We start from the raw sequence: 16,619 nt of genomic DNA, 5'->3' as shown, positions 1-16,619 counted from the left end.
GGCCTCGCGCTCCTCATCTGCCGGAAGGTTTAACCGTCGGCGATGGCAGCGCGGCAAGACGTGGTCTGGTCAGGAAACGGTGGGCGCCGCGGCCTTCGCTGCGGCGCCCGTGTTGTCAGGCCGCGGCGCGGATGGCGGCGGCGAGCACCGCCTCGCTGACCCCGCCCGAGAAGCTCTCGAAATTCGCCTCGAAGCGGGAGACGAGCTCCTTCGCGGTACGGTCATAGGCGGCCTTGTCCGCCCAGGCCTCGCGCGGGTTCAGCACCTCGGCGGGGATGCCCGGGACCGATTTCGGGATCTGCAGGCCGAAGAAGGGGTCGGTGACGAACTCGACCTGGGCCAGCGAGCCATCGAGCGCCGCCCGCAGCAGGGCGCGGGTGTGCTGGATGGACATGCGCTGCCCGACGCCGTAGGCGCCGCCGCTCCAGCCGGTATTGACCAGCCAGCAATCCGCGCCGTGGCGCTTGATCAGCTCCTCCAGCAGCTTGCCGTAGACTTCCGGGTGCCGCGGCAGGAAGGGAGCGCCGAAGCAGGTGGAGAAGGTGGCCTGCGGCTCCTTGCCCAGGCCCTTCTCGGTGCCGGCGACGCGCGCCGTATAGCCCGAGAGGAAGTGATACATGGCCTGCGCCGCCGAGAGCTTCGATATCGGCGGCAGCACGCCGAAGGCATCCGCCGTCAGCATGACGACGTTCTTCGGCAGGCCGGCCTTGCCGCCCTTCACCGTGTTGGGAATGAACTCGAGCGGGTAGCAGGAGCGGGTGTTCTCGGTCAGCGAGCCGTCGTTGAGGTCGAGATTGCCACGCTCGTCGCCGACGACATTCTCGAGCACGGCACCGAAGCGGTGGCTGGCATCCCAGATCTGCGGCTCGGCCTCGCGCGAGAGGCGGATGACCTTGGCGTAGCAGCCGCCCTCGAAGTTGAACACGCCGCTATCCGACCAGCCATGCTCGTCGTCACCGATCAGGCTGCGCTCCGGGTCGCTGCTCAGCGTGGTCTTGCCGGTGCCGGACAGGCCGAAGAACAGCGCGGTATCGCCGCCCTTGCCGAGATTGGCGCTGCAATGCATCGGCAGCACGCCCTTCTCTGGCAGCAGCCAGTTCATCACGGTGAAGATCGATTTCTTGATCTCGCCCGCATAGGAGGTGCCGGCGATCAGGATGGTCTTCGCCGCGAAGGAGAGGGCGATGCAGGTGCTGGTCCGGCAGCCATCGACGGCCGGGTCGGCCTCGTATTCCGGCGCGTGCAGGATGGTGAAGTCCGGCGTGAAGCCGGCCAGCTCCTCCCGCGGTGGGCGGATGAACATGTTGCGGGCGAAGAGGGCGTGCCAGGCATTGGTCGTGACCAGCCGCACCCGGATGCGGTGCGCGGGGTCGGCGCCGGCATAGAGGTCCTCGGTGAACAGCTCCGGCCGGGCGCCGAGCCAGGTGCGGACCTTGGCGGCGAGGCCACCGAACTTCTCCGGCGCCATGGGCTGGTTGATCTTGCCCCACCAGATCTGCTCGTGGACCTCCGGATCGTCGACCACGAACTTGTCCTGGACGGAACGGCCGGTATGCACGCCCGTGACCGCCATGAAGGCGCCGTCGGCGGACAGCCGGCCCTCGCCCCGCCGCAGCGCATGGGCGTAGAGGCCGGCGGCGGTCAGGTTGGCATGGACGGTGGTGGCACCGGCCACGCCGGTCCCGGCAAGGGCGGTCTCGGGCGCTGACATGCAGTCTCTTCTCCGGTTGGTTACGCGCGAAAGGCGCCCAGGCTCTCCCGTGGCGATGCCTCCGCGAGATACATATCGGCCAATTCGGGGGCCAAATTACGGCGCGATGACAGCCCGGGTCAACGCGAAGCCCCGCACATTGGCGCCAGATCACGAACCAAGGCGGGATCTGCCCTCGCGGGCCGCGCGCACCAGTTCTGTCCGTACCCCGCCAGGATCGGTGACGGGGGTGGTGAAGGCGAGGCGCCGCACCGCCTCGCCCGCGGCGAGGTCGGCACCATCGACATCGACCGAGACCATCCGCCACTCGCCCGGCGCGCCGTTGAGCAGGCCGGTGGCGATGGCCGCCACGGCATCGGCATGGTCGGCATTCACATGGCTGATGATGTCCTCCGCCGCCGCCTCGATCGCCGCGACCGAATCCGGCGCGGGCAGCAGGTCGGTGAGGCGGATGCGATGTGCCCGGGCGAAGCCGCCGACCAGCAGCGCCTCGCCGGGGCGGATGCGCCAGAGGGCGAAGTCGCCGAAATCGGCATACATCGCCGCATAGGGGTGCCGCGCCAGCCAGCGTGCCTTGAGCGCCGGGACCTCCGCCTCAGGCACCGGCTCGGCGAGGCCGGTCAGCGTGACCCGCGGCGCCGTCTGCGGGTTCACGCTTTCGGGCGTGCCGGTGACCAGCAGGGCGCAGCGCGGCTCCGCCCGGAGTTGCCGCGTATGGGCGGACAGGGAGGAGAGCAGCAGCAGCGGGGCGCCGTCGGGCGCCATGGCCGGGGTGACGAGACTGGCGAAAGGCTGGCCCTCCGCCGCGGTGGCGAGCGTCCCGGCCGCTGCGCCCCGCAGCAGGCAGCGGGCCTCGAAGCCCAGGTTTTCGGTCCCCATCACGCGATCCCGTCCGGGTTGTGCCACAATGCCGCACTATATGGGTCATCCGACCCTCGCACGAGTTCAGGCGGAGACCCGATCATGCCAGCCACGATCGCCCTCGTGGACGACGACCGCAACATCCTCACCTCCGTCTCCATGACGCTGGAGCAGGAGGGCTTCACCGTCCGCACCTATACGGATGGCGAGAGCGCCCTGCAGGGCCTGCTCGCACGCCCGGCCGACCTCGCCGTGCTCGACATCAAGATGCCGCGCATGGACGGGATGGAGCTGCTGCAGCGCCTCCGCCAGCGCAGCGCCATGCCGGTGGTCTTCCTCACCTCGAAGGACGAGGAGGTCGATGAGCTGATGGGGCTGCGCCTCGGCGCCGACGACTACATCACCAAGCCCTTCAGCCAGCGCTTGCTGCTGGAGCGCATCCGCGCCCTGCTGCGCCGCAACGAGGCCAGCCGCGCCGAGGGCAGCGGCACGCCGGCCGGCGGCGTCATCGTCCGCGGCGACCTGGTGCTGGACGAGACGAAGCACACCTGCCTGTGGAAGGGCACCGACATCCAGCTCACCGTCACCGAATTCCTGCTGGTGAAGGCGCTGGCGCTGCGCCCCGGCATGGTGAAGAACCGGGACCAGCTGATCGATGCCGCCTATGGCGAGAACATCTATGTCGATGACCGGACCATCGACAGCCATGTGAAGCGGGTGCGCAAGAAGTTCCGCCAGGCGGACGACGATTTCGCCCAGATCGAGACGCTCTACGGCATCGGCTACCGCTACAAGGAGAGCTGACGGGCGGGCGCGTGACCGGGCTGCCACCGGGCGACCTCACGCCGCGCGCGCTGCGCGACCCGGATGCCGTGCGGCGCCGCCGCGCGCTGCTGGAGTCCCGGCCGCGGCACATGGCCCGGCTCATCGACTACGTCGCGGATCTCCGGGCGCAGCAACCGGGCTGGGAAGTGCCCGACCTCGACCCGGCAAGCGGCGGCGAAGCGGCCCGTGCCCTGTTCCTGTTCGAGAAGCCCGGGCCGAGGACGTCCCGCACCCGAGGCTCCGGCTTTATCTCGATGCACAACGACGACCGGACGGCGGAGGCGACCTACCGCTTCGCCCTCGAGCGGAACCGGCTGCCCCTCGAATGGTGCCTGATCTCCAACGTGATCCCCTGGTGGGACGGGACGCTGGCGATCAGCCCGCTGCAGCGCCGGCTGGCGGCCGGCGCCATCACGGGGCTGGTCGGCCTGCTCCAGGGGCTGCGCGCCATCGTGCTGGTCGGCGCGACGGCACAGCGCGCCTGGGACCGCAGCGACGTGCAGCCGCCTCCCGGCGTCGGCTTCTGGCGATCGGCGCATCCAAGCCCGCAGGTCTATGCGGGCTACCGCGAGCGATGGGAGGCGATCCCCTCCTGCTGGCCGGATGCCGAGGTGCTGGACAGGCCTCAGGCCGAGCCGCGATGCGCCTGCCGGTAGGGATGCGCCGGATAGGTGCCGAGCAGCTTCAGCTCGCGGGAGAAGAAGGCCAGCTCCTCCAGCGCCCGCCGCACCGGCGCCTCCTCCGGATGGCCGTCGACATCGGCCAGGAACTGCGTCGCGGTGAACTCGCCGTCCAGCATGTAGCTCTCGAGCTTCGTCATGTTCACCCCATTGGTGGCGAAGCCGCCCAGCGCCTTGTAGAGCGCCGCCGGGATGTTCCTGACCCGGAAGACGAAGGTGGTGACGCAATCCGGCGTGCCCGCCGGCGGCACATGCGGGGCAGGGGAGCAGACATAGAAGCGCGTGGTGTTGTGCGCCGCATCCTCGACATTGCGCCGGAGGATGGCGAGGCCGTAGGTCTCGGCGGCCAGCGCGCTGGCGATCGCCGCGTCCTCGACGCCGCCACGCTCGGCGATGATCTGCGCCGCGCCGGCGGTATCCGCCTCGATCACCGGGGTGAGCGACAGCTCCTTCAGGATGTTCCGCACCTGACCCAACGCCACCGGGTGGCTATGCGCCCGCCGCAGCGTGGCGAGTGTCGCGCCCGGGGGCGCCAGCAGGCAATGCTCCACCCGCTCGAAATGTTCGCCCACGACCGAGAGCCCGCTTTCCGGCAGCAGGCGGTGGATGTCCGGCACCCGGCCAGCCAGCGAATTCTCGCAGGGCAGCATGGCGAGCCCCGCCTGCCCGCCGCGCACCGCATCCATCGCCGCCTCGAAGCTTGGGCAGGGCAGGGTGGTCCAGCCAGGATAGGCGGCGCGGCAGGCCAGGTCGGAATAGGCGCCGGGCAGGCCCTGGAAGGCGATCACGTCGGTCATGCGGGTGCCCCAGCGGGTGGCGTTGCAAGAAGGGTCCGCGGCTTCTAATCGACGGTGTCTGGCGGCGCAAACCGGGGAGCGGAGGCATGGAGGCATTCATCGCGGCGGCGGAGGCGGCGGCCGAGGCGGCCGGCGCCGTCATCCGCCCGCTCTTCCGCTCCCCCCTGCTGGTCGAGGCCAAGGGCGATGCGAGCCCGGTAACCGAGGCTGATCGGGGCGCCGAGCGGGCGATGCGCGAGGTGCTCGGCGCCCGCTTCCCCGGGCATGGGATCTGGGGCGAGGAATACGGGCCGGACCGCGTGGAGGCGGAATATCTTTGGGTGCTGGACCCGATCGACGGCACCCGCGCCTTCGTCACCGGCCGCCCCCTCTTCGGCACGCTGATCGGCCTGCTGCATCGCGGGGTGCCGGTGCTCGGCCTGATCGACCAGCCGGGCATCGGCGAGCGCTGGATCGGCGCCAGGGGACAGCAGACCCGCTTCCGCTCGCCCCTCGGCGGCACCCCCGGCTGCCGCCCCTGCGCGCGCCTGGCCGAGGCCGAGCTCTCCTGCACCAGCCCCGACATGTTCGAGGAGAAGGACCGGCCGGGCTTCGAGCGGCTGCGCGGCGCCGCCCGCCGCGTCACCTGGGGTGGCGATTGCTACAGCTACGGCCTGCTGGCCCTCGGCCTGGTCGATATCGTCGCCGAATGCACCATGAAACCCTGGGACTGGGCGGCGCTGGTGCCGGTGGTGGAGGGCGCCGGCGGCCGCGTCACTGGCTGGCGGGGCGAGGCGCTGACCCTCGAGAGCGATGGGCGGGTCCTGGCGGTGGGCGACCCGGCGCTGCTGCCGGAGGCGATCGGCCTGCTCGGCGGCTGATGGTTGCTCCTGGCGGGGCGAACCCCCATCCTCCCGCCATGGATCGCCGCACCCTTCTCGCCTCGGGCCTCGCCCTCCCGCTCCTCCAGCCCGCCCGGGCCGGGGCCCAGACAGCCGCGGCCCAGCCCGCCGCGACACCGGCCGCCGCGACCCGCAGCCATGCCCTCTCCCTGCTGGGCGATCCGGCCCTGCCGGCGGATTTCCCGCATTTCCCCTGGGTGAACCCGGCGGCGCCGAAGGGCGGCGAGATCGCGCTGACCGCGCTCGGCAGCTTCGACAGCTTCAACCAGTACGTCCTGCGCGGCACCGCGGCCGTTGGCCTCGTCAATCTCTACGACACGCTGCTGAAGCAGAGCTCGGACGAGGCCAGCACCGAATACTGCCACCTCGCTGCCGCCATCGAGCAGCCGGCCGACCGCATGGGCGTCACCTTCGAGCTCCGCCCCGAGGCGCGCTTCCATGACGGCCGGCCCGTCACCGCCGAGGATGTGGTCTGGACCTTCAACACCCTCCGCCAGAGCGGCCGGCCCTTCTACCGCGCCTATTGGGCCGATGTGGCGGAGGTGGTGGCCGAAGGCCCCCGGCGTGTGACTTACCGCTTCAGGACCAACGAGAACCGCGAGCTGGCGCTGATCCTCGGCCAGATGCCGGTGCTGCCGAAGCATTGGTGGGAGGGCCGCGACTTCGCCCGCCCGCTGCTCGAGCCGCCGCTCGGCTCCGGCCCCTACCGGCTGGAGCGCTTCGAGGCCGGGCGCAGCCTGGTCTACCGCCGCGTGCCGGATTACTGGGCAGCGGGGCTGCCGACCGCGAAGGGCACGGCCAATTTCGACGTGATGCGCTACGAGTATTTCCGCGACGCGACCGTGGCGCTGGAGGCCTTCAAGGCCGGGCAGATCGATTTCCGCACCGAGAACATCGCCAAGGAATGGGCCACAGCCTATGACTTCCCGGCGGTGCAGCGCGGCCTCGTCAAGCGCGACGAGATCCGCCACGAATTGCCGACCGGCATGCAGGCCTTCGCCATGAACCTGCGCCGGCCGCTCTTTCAGGATGCGCGGGTACGGCGCGCCCTGATCGAGGTCTTCGACTTCGAATGGATGAACGCCAACCTCTTCTACGGCAGCTACACGCGGACGACCTCCTACTTCTCCAACTCCGAGCTCGCCTCCTCCGGTGTGCCGGAGGGGCGGGAGCTGGAGATCCTGCAGGCCTATAAGGGCCGCATCCCCGACCGCCTCTTCACCGAACCCTACCGCCTGCCCGTCACCGACGGCTCCGGCAACAACCGGGACGGGCTGCGCCGCGCGCTCGACCTGCTGCGCGGGGCCGGCTGGGTGGTGAAGGACCGCAAGTTGGTGAATGCCGCGGGCCAGAACTTCGCCTTCGAGATCCTGCTGAACGGGCCGAGCTTCGAGCGCGTCGCCCTGCCCTATATGCAGAACCTGCAGCGCCTCGGGATGGAGCCCCGCATCCGCACCATCGACCCGGCGCAATACCAGGTGCGGATCGACGCCTTCGACTACGACATGACGGTGGACGGGCAGGGCCAGTCCCTCTCGCCCGGGAACGAGCAGCGGGATTTCTGGACCAGCGCCAAGGCGCAGGAGAATGGCAGCCAGAACGTCGCCGGCATCGCCAACCCGGTGGTGGATGAACTCGTGGAGCTGGTCATCGCAGCGCCCGACCGCGCCGAACTGGTCGCCCGCACCCGCGCGCTCGACCGCGTGCTGCTGTGGAACGACTACATGATCCCGCAATGGCACAGCCGGACCTTCCGCCTGGCCTATTGGGACAAGTTCGGCCGCCCGCCGCGCAACCCGAAATATGCCCTGGCCCTCGACAGCTGGTGGATCGAACAGGGCCGCGAGGGCACCGTCGAGCAGGGCAAGCGCGAAGCCCGGCCCCAGTAATGGGCGCCTATCTCCTCCGGCGGTTGCTGCTGGTGGTGCCGACGCTGCTCGGCATCATCCTGATCAATTTCGCCGTGGTGCAATTCGCCCCCGGCGGCCCGGTGGACCAGATGCTGGCCGAGCTGAAGGGGCAGGGCGGCAGCACCCTCGGACGCCTGTCCGGCGAGGGCCAGGGCGAGACCACCGGCCCGCCGCGCGGCGAGAGCGGCGGCAATGAGGCGAGCCGCTACCGCGGCGCCCGCGGCCTCGACCCCGCTGTGGTGCGCGAGATCGAGCGCGCCTTCGGCTTCGACAAGCCCTGGCCGACGCGGCTTGGCGAGATGCTGGCCGGCTATGCCCGCTTCGATCTCGGACGCAGCCTGTTCCAGGACCGGCCGGTCGCGCAGCTGATCATGGACAAGCTGCCGGTCTCCATCTCGCTCGGCCTCTGGTCGACGCTGATCATCTATCTCGTCTCCATCCCGCTCGGCATCCGCAAGGCGGTGCGGGATGGCAGCCGCTTCGACCTCGCCAGCAGCGCGGTGGTGCTGGTCGGCTATGCGATCCCTGGCTTCCTCTTCGCCATCCTGCTGGTGGTGCTCTTCGCCGGCGGCAGCTTCGTTCAGTGGTTCCCGCTACGCGGCCTGCTCTCGCCCGGGCTCGAGAACGCCTCCTTCGTGACGCGCGCGGCCGACTATGCCTGGCACATGGTATTGCCGACGCTGGCCCTCATCATCGGCGGCTTTGCCGGGCTGACCATGCTGACCAAGAATTCCTTCATGGAGGAGATCAACAAGCAATACGTCGTCACCGCCCGTGCCAAGGGGGCAGGGGAGCAGCGCGTGCTCTATGGCCATGTCTTCCGCAATGCGATGCTGCTGATCATCGCCGGCTTCCCCTCGGCCTTCATCGGCATCCTCTTCACCGGAGCTCTGCTGGTGGAGATCATCTTCTCGCTCGACGGGCTCGGCCTGCTCGGCTTTGAATCCGCGATCCGCCGCGACTATCCGGTGATGTTCGGTACGCTCTACATCTTCACCCTGCTCGGGCTGGTGATGCAGATCATCGGCGACTTCGCCTACACGCTGGTCGACCCGCGGATCGATTTCGAGGCGCGGCGGTAAGCTCAGCCGAGCAAGAAGTCGCCCACAGCGAGCGACGACTTGCCGATGCCGGCGAGGGTGATGCTGTCCCCGCCGCCGAAACCGATGATGGCGGCGCCGGCATGGTCGGTGGTCGCCGCCAGCAGCAGGACCAGGCTGGCGATGCCGAAGCCAGCGAGGCTGATTTGGTCCTGGCCGGGGGTGAAATCCCCGATTCGGTCCATCCCCATGCCGGGGCGCAGGACGAAAAGGTCCGCCCCCGCCCCGCCGAACAGCACATCATTGCCGCCGCCGCCATCGAGCCTGTCCGCCCCGGCGCCGCCCAGCAGCCAATTGGCCGCGGCGTTGCCGGCCAGCGCATTGTCCAATGCATTGCCCTGACCGAGGCGGGTGGTGCCCAGCAGCACCAGCGCCTCCATTTGGGCCGGCAAGGTATAGCTGCCGGCATCGATAGCGGCGTAGACGGTGTCGTTGCCTTCGCCGAATGCCTCGTTGACGACGTCCTGGGCGGTATCCACCCGATAGCTGTCATCGCCCGCGCCGCCCGCCAGCCAATCCATTTCGCCGAGGCCGGAGGCGCCGTCCAAACTGTCATTTCCCCGACCTCCGATCAGACGGTCGGCTCCGCCACCGCCGATCAGCGTATCGTCGCCCTCGCCACCCGCGAGGATGTTCGGCCCATCCGTCCCGGTGATCGTGTTGTCCAGCGCGTTGCCGCTGCCCCGCAACGCCCTTGACGTCAGCACCAGGGCCTCGACATGCGCCGGAAGCGCGTAACCGAACGAGGCGATGACCGTATCCCGCCCTTCGCCTGCAGCCTCGATGGCGCGATCCCCGGCCTGGTCGAGGTGGAAAAGGTCGTCGCCGGCCCCGCCGGCCAGCCGATCGGCTCCGGCGCCGCCATCGAGCGTATCATCGCCCGCGCCACCGGCCAGGCTATCCGCCCCGGCCCCAGCGATCAGCCGGTCCGCCCCTGCGCCACCGGTGACCTCCAGACGCTCCAGGCCCCGCAGCAGCGTGGTCCGGGCGCCATCGCTGATCATGCCCGCCGGCATGTCAAGAACGAGGCCGGATTGGCTGAAGCCACGGCCGATCCAGGCCAGGTCATCGCCCTCGCCGCCCTCCAGCGCCGCATCCCAGTCGCCGGAGATCAGCGTGTCGTCATCCGCGCCGCCATCCAGGCTGTTCCGGCCGCCATGGCCATCGAGCAGGTCCCGCCCTGCACCGCCGAGCAGCAGATCCTCGCCCGCCCCGCCCTGCAGCGTATCCTCGCCGTCTCCGCCGTTCAGCAGATCGTCGGCCTCGCCGCCCTCGAGCCAATCCGCCCCGGCGCCACCCAGCAGCGTATCCGCACCCGACGCACCGAGCAGGGTATCCCCGCCGCCCTGGCCTGCCAGAAGATCCTGACCATCGCCGCCATCGAGCCGGTCCGCGCCCTCTGTACCGCCGAGCGTATCATCCCCCACCCCGCCGAAGAGGCTGGCCGGCGCCTGCCCCGACGCCAGCAGCAGCACATCGGCACCGTCGGAGCCGATCACCTCCTCCATGCCGAGCATCGCCCGCGGCCGTTCCCGCAGATCGAGCAGCAGCCCTGAGGCGGCGGCGAGCCAGCGGTCATAGCCGGCCCCGCCTTCGACGCTGTCATCCGTGGTGGCGATGCCGGTGAGGCGGATGAGGTGCGGCGTGGCCTCCCCGGTTTCCAGCAGCAGGGTGGCGGTGACGCGGCCATCCGCCTCGGCGATGACGATGTCGTCGCCCTCGCCGCCGCGGAGGGTATCGGTGCCCGGTCCGCCGAGGAGGACGTCGTGGCCGGCCTCCCCCAGCAGCAGGTCGTCGCCGGCGCTGCCATAGAGCGTATCCGCCCCCCCGCCGCCCTGCAGCCGGTCTGCGCCCGTGCCGCCATCAAGGGCATTGGCACCGGCATTGCCGGCCAGGAGGTTGTCGAGCTCATTGCCCCAGCCGCTGGCATCGCCGGCCGATGCGTCCAGCATCAGGGCCTCGACATGCGCCTGCAGCGCCCAGCTCAAACCGGCGATGATGGTGTCGTGGCCCTCGCCCGGTGCTTCCACGACCACGTCGCCGGCGCCGGCCCGGTAGAGGTCATCGCCTGCCCCGCCGACCAGCGTCTCCGTCTCCGCACCGCCGGCGAGGGTATCGGCATGGGCCGAGCCGCGGACCAGGCCGATGGCGGCGAGCCGGTCGGTGCCGCCCCAGCCATCCCGCACCAGGCCTGCTGCAAGGTCGGCGGCGATGCCGGCCGGGTCGCCCGCATAGTCGGCGCCGACCCAGGTGCCGGCGGAGGGTGCCCGCAGCGTGTCATTCCCGGCGAGGCCGCGCAGCCAGGTATAGGCGCCGGTGGCGAGGCCCGTCAGATCGTCGCCGAGTTGCGTGCCCCAGGCGGATTCGATGGCCTGCAGCAGATCCACGCCGCCCCAGGGATCGGTGCCCGTTCCGGCGGAGAGGTCCACCACCACGCCCTGGGTCACGAGCCCGCCGCCGTCGTAGCTGACGGTATCGAAGCCGCCGCCGCCATCGAGCGTGTCGTTGCCGGCGCCGCCGGTCAGCCGCTCCTCCGCCGCCGAGCCGGTGATGCGGTCATCGCCCGTCCCGCCGGTGACGATCTCGATCCCGCTCAGCCGGTCCGTGCCGCCCGGCTTCAATACATAAGCGCCCTGGGCGAAGCCGCCGACCGTGCTGGGATACAGCACGACGGTGATGGCACCGTCCCCGGCATAGCGCCATTCATCCCGGCCGGCGCGCCCGTCGAAGCTCTTGTTGCCGTTGCGCCCGGAAAGGAACAGGTCATCCCAGGCGGAGCCCAGCACCGTATCGCCATGGGCGGAGAGCGCCGCGACCCTGCGGATCTCCACCAGCGTATCGGTGCTGCCCCAGCCATCCGCCACGCCGCCTCCCTGAAGGTCGATGGCGATGGCCGTGGGGCTTGTCGCGTAGGAGACCTGCACGGCCGTGGTGCCGTTGCCGATGATGAGGTCGGCCCCCGCCCGTCCCTCGAGGCTCAGGGCGAAAAAGCCCGGGCTCGCCCCGCCGGCATCGAGCGTGTCGGCTCCGGCCGTGCCGGCGACGACCTGGATGTCGGTGAAGCTGTCGCTGTGGCTCCCCGGTTTCAGCGCGGTGCCCATGGCATAGCCGCCGATGCGGACGGCAACCGGGCCGGCCAGCCCGTCATAGCTCAGCGCATTGCCTGCCCCCGCCCCGCCGGCGATGCGGTCATTGCCGAGGCTGCCGAGGAAGGTCTCGGCCAGGCTGCCGCCCTGCAGGCTGTCATTCCCCGCCGTGCCGGCCAGCACATGGCCGCCGGCGAGCGTCAGGAAGGTGCCGTCGATGAAATCCGCCGTCCTGAGCGTGGCCGTCCCGTCGAGCCGGATGATGAGGTCCGTCGCATCCAGCCGGGCATTGCGGTCGAGGTCGAGCACCATCCAGCCGCCAGCCTCGCCGGGCAGCCAGGTGATCTGATAGGCGTCGAGCGGCTGTGCCGGCAGGGCAAGGCCGGCTATGGGCGCGGCGATGGCGGCGCCGCTGCTGCCGTTGAACAGCAGCGGCCGGGCGATGCCATCTGCCCCGGTATAGGTGCCCGCATCCGCGCCGACACCATCGGCCCGGCCGAACCAGGCATTGCTGACGCGCAGCCGGTCTCCCTCCGCCCGGCTGAAGCCGAGCACCGTGTCCATGGCGGCGAGGCCGGACCAGCTCGCCTGGCCCATGCCCTGGAGCAGCAGCGTATCGGCCCCCGCGCCACCCTCCAGCCGATCGGCGCCGAAGCTGCCCTGGAGGCTGTCATTGCCGGCGCCGCCCTGCAGCCAGTCATCACCCGCCGCGCCCAGCAGCAGATCATCCCCCTCGCCGCCCAGCAGCAGATCCTGGCCGGCACCCCCATCGAGCAGGTCGGTGCCGGCTCCTCCGTCGAGCGTGTCATCCCCTTCGCCACCCACCAGGCTGTCGAAGCCTGTGCCGCCGAGCAGGCTGTCCGCCCCCGCGTCGCCGGTGAGGGTATCGTCGCCATCGAGCCCGGCCAGGGTATCCCCGCCGGCGAAGCCGAAGAGGCGGTCCGCCCCGGCGGTGCCGGCCAGGCTGTCCGCCGCCGTGGTGCCGAGGCCGGAGAAGGTGCCGGGCAGGAAATTCGCCGTGCTGATCGCCTGCCCCGCGGGGAGATCGACCCCTACGGCCAGATCGGCCTGGCCGAGCAGCCCGTCCCGGTCGAGGTCGAGCAGCAGCCAGCCGCCGGCCGCGGTGCCCGGTTGCCAGTACAGGGTGAGGCCCTGGCCGCCGGTCGCCTCGGGCAGCGCCATGCCGGCCACCGGTGCGGCCCGCGCCGCAAGCGACCCACCGAACCCCACCGGCAGGCCGGCCTGGCCCGACAGGGCAAAGAAACCGGAGGCCAATGGCAGCAACCCGGTGCCGATGGCCTCGCCGCGCAGCACCAGCAGGTCGCCTTCGGCGGCGTTGACGTCGGTGATGCGATCCATTGCGGCGAGGCTGCTGTCGAGCCCGCCGCTGCCCTGGAGGATGAAGCGGTCGGCCCCCGCCCCGCCGGCCAGCAGGTCGGCCCCGGCGCCGCCGAGCAGGGTATCGGCGCCATCGCCGCCGAGCAGCGTATCCGCCCCGGCGCCACCCTGCAGCGCATCGTTCCCGGCGCCGCCCGCCAGGCTGTCATGGCCCGTGCCACCCACCAGCCCGTCATCGCCGCTGCCGGCGGTGAGGCTGAGATGCTCCACTCCCATCATGGCCGTACCGGCGATCTGGCTGACGAAGCCGGGCGCCAGCATGTAGACGGAGAGGGCAAGGGTGCTGGAGGCGCGGTCGACCACCGCCCGGTCGCTGCCTGCCCCGCCATCGAGGCTGTCCTGCCCGGCGCCGCCCAGCAGGGTATCGTCCCCGCCCAGGCCGGAGAGGCTGTCATTCCCCGCCGTGCCTTGCAGCAGATCCGCATCCGCCGTGCCGGTGAGCGTCGCCATGGAACCCTCGCCGGCCTGCCGTGCATCGGCTGGGCCGGTCGGGCTGGTCTAGCTGCCCCAGCTTAAGAAAGGCTCTCCTATCGCAGCGGGAAGCCGAGGGCCCGCATCGCTGCCGCCAGCCGGTCCCGGCCGGCCATGGCCTTCAGCGTGCCGATCCGATTGATCACGCGCCGCGTCCAGGTCTCCGGCCCCATCTCGTTGCGGGCCGAGAAATCGCGGAGCAGGTCGTCATAGGCGGCGCGCTGCGCCGCCTCGGCATCCGTGCCGTAGCGTTCATGGTGCAGCACGGTCGCCTGCGGCAGCCGCGGCTTCACCTCGCCGGGGTTGGCGGCATAGCCCACGCAAAGGCCGAAGACGCCGACCGCCCCCGGCGGCAGGCCGAGCAGCCCGGCCACCCGCTCCACGTCATTCCGCAGCGCGCCGATATAGACGGTCGAGAGGCCGAGGGATTCCGCTGCGACCACCGCATTCTGCGCCGCCAGCGCCGCATCGACTGCGGCGACCAGGAAGCTCTCGAAATAGGGCAGGCCCTCCAGCGTCACGCCCTCCGCCTCGCCCAGCCGGGCATTGCGCGAGAGGTCGGCGACCCAGACGAGGAAGAGGGGGCATTGCCGGATGTGCTTCTGCCCGCTCGCCACCTCGGCCAGCGCCGCGAGCGTCGCCGGGTCCCGCACCGCGACCACCGACCAGGTCTGCAGGTTGGATGAGGTGGCGGCGGAGGAGGCGGCGGCCACCAGCGTCTCCAGCGTTCCCTCCGGAACCGGGTCGGGCCGGTAGGCGCGGACGGAACGATGGCCGAGCATCCCGGCGATCGTCTCGTTCCATGGCCCGGCGGGAGGAATGGCATCACGGCCATAGCGGGCGGCCAGCGCCTCGGTCTTGCCGGCGGCGGTAGGGGTCAGGCTATCCATGGGCGGTCTCCATTTCGGCCGCCAGGGTAATCCCCCGGGACCGACCGGCAAGACCGCCCCCAGGTCAGACCAGACCGAGCCGCTTCGCCAGTTCGCGGTAGAGCGCGACCTGCGCCCGGACATATTCGCGCGTCTCGTCCGGCTCGAGCAGCCGGGGGATGGAGCCCACCCGCCGTGTCGCCGCCAGCCAGTCCCGGTCCTGCCGCAGCCGGGCGATGGCGCCTGCCCAGGCCGCGATCACGGGCTCCGGCAGGCCGGGCGGGCCGAACAGCGCGTTCCAGCCGGCGATGCGCGCGAGCGGCTCGACATCCGCCTCCCGCGCCGTCGGCACGCCAGGCAGGGAGGGCAGCCGATCCGCCGTGCCGACCACCAGGGCGCGAAGCTGGCCGCCCGCGATGGCTCCCGCCATGTCGCTCAGGTTGTTGCCGATGAACTGGGCCTGGCCGCCAAGCACCGCCGCCACCGCATCCGCCCCGCCGCGGAAGGGGATGGCGACCCCGGCGTCGATCGGCAGGCCCAGGCTGGCGAAGAGATGCCGCACGCCGAGATCGAGCAGCGTCGCCGGCCCGGTGGTGGCGAAATTCAGCCGCCCCGGCCCCTCGCGCAACGCCGCGGCGAGCTCGCCGAGCGTCTTCCAGGACGAGGTGGCCGGGACGCAGACCACGAAGGGGTTCTCGTCCAGCAGGCCGAGCATGGAGAACTCGTCCCAGGCATAGGGCGTACGCGGGTCGGTCGCCGGCAGGATGGCGGAAGAGCCGATGCGGGCCAGCAGCAAGGTCTGCCCATCCGGCTTGGCGCGGGCGACGAAGCCGGTGCCGACCGCGCCCGAGGCGCCGGTGCGATTCTCCACCACCATCCCGGCGGAGGGGGCGGGCAAATGGCGTGGCGCATGGGCCGCCAGGGTGCGCCCGGCAATATCGGCGGCCCCGCCGGCGGAAAAGGGCACGATCAGGGTCACCGGCCGTTCAGGATAGGCGGGCTGGGCCCGGGCGCTCCAAGGCAACAAGGTGGCGGCGAGGCCGGCGGTCAGGGCGCGGCGCGTAAGCTGCGGCATATTGGATGTCTCCCGGCAGCAGGAGCCTGGGCCGCAAATGGGGCCGTCTCAGGGCCGGCACAGCCCGTTCCTCGATCACGCCATGTTGCGCAATCCTTCCGGCCCATGCTAACGCCGGGGCATGACGTCCGCGAACGGCACGCCGGCAGGCAACTCCCGGCGACCCTCAGCGGCGTTCCCGTGTGATGCGCGGGGCGCCCTCCCTTCGGGGGAAAACCGCATGGCAGGTGCCATGCGGCGGGGGAGTATTGCCCTGATGGCGGCGATGCTGGCCCTTCCCTTTGCCGAGGCCTTCGCCCGCACCCCGCCACGCGAGGGCGGCCGGGCCGGGACGCTGGTCGCAGCGGCCGGTCCGAGACTGCCGGACGCGCCTCAGGAATTATTGCCGGCACCCCTGCCGGCGACGTCCCTGGCTTCGCCGCGTGGCGCCTGCCTCGCCGCCGCACGCAGGGCTGAAAGGGTGCATGGCCTGCCGCAGGGCTTGCTGGTGGCTGTTGCCTTGTCGGAGAGCGGGCTCCACGCCCATGCTCTCAGCATCGGCGGCCGGGCCCAGTATCCGGAGGATCTGTCCACCGCGCGCCGGCTGCTCGCCCAGGTGCCCGCCCGGCACAGCGTCATGGCCGGCTGCGTCCAGGTGAATGCACGGGTGCATGCGCGCGGCTCCGACTGGCCGCTTGACCCGGTGCGCTCCACGGATTGGGCCGGCGGCTTGCTTCGCCGCTGGTATGTCGAGACCGGCACCTGGGTGGAGGCGATCCGGCGCTGGCATGGCGGCTCCTCGGCCAGCGCGCAGCGGGTGGTCTGCCGCGTCCGCGCCAAGCTCGAGGTGACCGCGCCTGGCTCGGCTCTCCTGCAGGGCCAAGCCTGCCGGCACGGCGAGACGATCGAAGCCCGGCGTAACGGCGCGGCGCTGCTCGAAGTCGCCGAAATGCAGGACGCCTCGAACTAGGCATTA

The 16,619-nt window shown here is 71.1% G+C and carries 12 protein-coding genes; 6 read left to right on the top strand and 6 right to left on the bottom strand.

The window, feature by feature from the left end:
* Positions 1-115 precede the first annotated feature (115 nt).
* Both BLR02_RS23550 and BLR02_RS23545 read right to left on the bottom strand, forming a co-directional pair.
* Positions 116-1,711, bottom strand: a complete 1,596-nt coding sequence (locus BLR02_RS23550) for a phosphoenolpyruvate carboxykinase (protein WP_090561270.1) — start codon at positions 1,709-1,711, stop codon at positions 116-118.
* 150 nt (positions 1,712-1,861) lie between these two features.
* Entirely contained in the window at positions 1,862-2,590 is a 729-nt protein-coding gene (locus BLR02_RS23545; protein ID WP_090664849.1) for a HugZ family pyridoxamine 5'-phosphate oxidase, read from the bottom strand.
* A gap of 84 nt (positions 2,591-2,674) precedes the next feature.
* Here BLR02_RS23545 and BLR02_RS23540 point away from each other — a divergent pair, with 84 nt between their 5' ends.
* Positions 2,675-3,376: a response regulator transcription factor gene (locus BLR02_RS23540; protein ID WP_090561272.1), complete on the top strand. Its 702-nt coding sequence runs from the start codon at positions 2,675-2,677 to the stop codon at positions 3,374-3,376.
* 11 nt (positions 3,377-3,387) lie between these two features.
* Positions 3,388-4,053 (top strand): uracil-DNA glycosylase family protein, encoded by a 666-nt coding sequence (locus tag BLR02_RS23535; RefSeq protein ID WP_090664848.1) that lies wholly within the window; start codon positions 3,388-3,390, stop codon positions 4,051-4,053.
* Here BLR02_RS23535 and BLR02_RS23530 read toward each other — a convergent pair.
* Positions 4,023-4,874 (bottom strand): prephenate dehydratase, encoded by an 852-nt coding sequence (locus BLR02_RS23530; RefSeq protein ID WP_090664847.1) that lies wholly within the window; start codon positions 4,872-4,874, stop codon positions 4,023-4,025. The genes BLR02_RS23535 and BLR02_RS23530 overlap by 31 nt on opposite strands.
* Positions 4,875-4,960: 86 nt before the next feature.
* Between BLR02_RS23530 and BLR02_RS23525 the strand changes: the two genes are divergently transcribed.
* From BLR02_RS23525 to BLR02_RS23515, 3 genes are read left to right on the top strand one after another with little or no spacing between them, the layout of a single operon-like run.
* Positions 4,961-5,734: an inositol monophosphatase family protein gene (locus tag BLR02_RS23525; protein ID WP_090664846.1), complete on the top strand. Its 774-nt coding sequence runs from the start codon at positions 4,961-4,963 to the stop codon at positions 5,732-5,734.
* Positions 5,735-5,772: 38 nt separating this feature from the next.
* On the top strand, positions 5,773-7,644 hold the full coding sequence (locus tag BLR02_RS23520) for an extracellular solute-binding protein (protein WP_090664845.1): 1,872 nt from the start codon (positions 5,773-5,775) through the stop codon (positions 7,642-7,644).
* Entirely contained in the window at positions 7,644-8,747 is a 1,104-nt protein-coding gene (locus tag BLR02_RS23515) for a microcin C ABC transporter permease YejB (RefSeq protein ID WP_090664844.1), read from the top strand. The genes BLR02_RS23520 and BLR02_RS23515 overlap by 1 nt, the downstream gene beginning before the upstream one ends.
* A gap of 2 nt (positions 8,748-8,749) precedes the next feature.
* Here the strand turns inward: BLR02_RS23515 and BLR02_RS23510 are convergent, their stop codons facing one another.
* The 3 genes from BLR02_RS23510 to BLR02_RS23495 form a co-directional block, all read right to left on the bottom strand.
* Entirely contained in the window at positions 8,750-13,699 is a 4,950-nt protein-coding gene (locus BLR02_RS23510) for a calcium-binding protein (protein ID WP_143018259.1), read from the bottom strand.
* A 77-nt stretch (positions 13,700-13,776) separates the two neighbouring features.
* Complete coding sequence (locus BLR02_RS23500) at positions 13,777-14,610, bottom strand: NADPH-dependent oxidoreductase (protein WP_090561283.1); 834 nt, start codon at positions 14,608-14,610, stop codon at positions 13,777-13,779.
* 64 nt (positions 14,611-14,674) lie between these two features.
* A complete protein-coding gene (locus BLR02_RS23495) occupies positions 14,675-15,664 on the bottom strand; it encodes a Bug family tripartite tricarboxylate transporter substrate binding protein (protein WP_090561285.1) in 990 nt (329 codons plus the stop codon).
* A gap of 220 nt (positions 15,665-15,884) precedes the next feature.
* On the opposite strand from BLR02_RS23495, the gene BLR02_RS23490 reads away from it, so the two are divergent.
* Positions 15,885-16,613 carry a transglycosylase gene (locus BLR02_RS23490; RefSeq protein ID WP_245704922.1) on the top strand — a complete coding sequence of 243 codons (729 nt, stop codon included), beginning with the start codon at positions 15,885-15,887 and terminating at the stop codon, positions 16,611-16,613.
* Positions 16,614-16,619 lie beyond the last annotated feature (6 nt).

This window comes from Belnapia rosea, assembly GCF_900101615.1.
GTDB lineage: Bacteria > Pseudomonadota > Alphaproteobacteria > Acetobacterales > Acetobacteraceae > Belnapia > Belnapia rosea.
This window is presented reverse-complemented; position numbering and strand designations above follow the sequence as displayed.

What these genes read in the sequence shown, in the direction of transcription:
- BLR02_RS23525 (WP_090664846.1), top strand. Translation starts at nt 4,961, where the DNA reads ATGGAGGCATTCATCGCGGCGGCGGAGGCGGCGGCCGAGGCGGCCGGC.
- BLR02_RS23515 (WP_090664844.1), top strand. Translation starts at nt 7,644, where the DNA reads ATGGGCGCCTATCTCCTCCGGCGGTTGCTGCTGGTGGTGCCGACGCTG.
- BLR02_RS23550 (WP_090561270.1), bottom strand. Translation starts at nt 1,711, where the DNA reads ATGTCAGCGCCCGAGACCGCCCTTGCCGGGACCGGCGTGGCCGGTGCC.
- BLR02_RS23510 (WP_143018259.1), bottom strand. Translation starts at nt 13,699, where the DNA reads ATGGCGACGCTCACCGGCACGGCGGATGCGGATCTGCTGCAAGGCACG.
- BLR02_RS23490 (WP_245704922.1), top strand. Translation starts at nt 15,885, where the DNA reads ATGGCAGGTGCCATGCGGCGGGGGAGTATTGCCCTGATGGCGGCGATG.
- BLR02_RS23495 (WP_090561285.1), bottom strand. Translation starts at nt 15,664, where the DNA reads ATGCCGCAGCTTACGCGCCGCGCCCTGACCGCCGGCCTCGCCGCCACC.
- BLR02_RS23545 (WP_090664849.1), bottom strand. Translation starts at nt 2,590, where the DNA reads ATGGGGACCGAAAACCTGGGCTTCGAGGCCCGCTGCCTGCTGCGGGGC.
- BLR02_RS23520 (WP_090664845.1), top strand. Translation starts at nt 5,773, where the DNA reads ATGGATCGCCGCACCCTTCTCGCCTCGGGCCTCGCCCTCCCGCTCCTC.
- BLR02_RS23500 (WP_090561283.1), bottom strand. Translation starts at nt 14,610, where the DNA reads ATGGATAGCCTGACCCCTACCGCCGCCGGCAAGACCGAGGCGCTGGCC.
- BLR02_RS23530 (WP_090664847.1), bottom strand. Translation starts at nt 4,874, where the DNA reads ATGACCGACGTGATCGCCTTCCAGGGCCTGCCCGGCGCCTATTCCGAC.
- BLR02_RS23540 (WP_090561272.1), top strand. Translation starts at nt 2,675, where the DNA reads ATGCCAGCCACGATCGCCCTCGTGGACGACGACCGCAACATCCTCACC.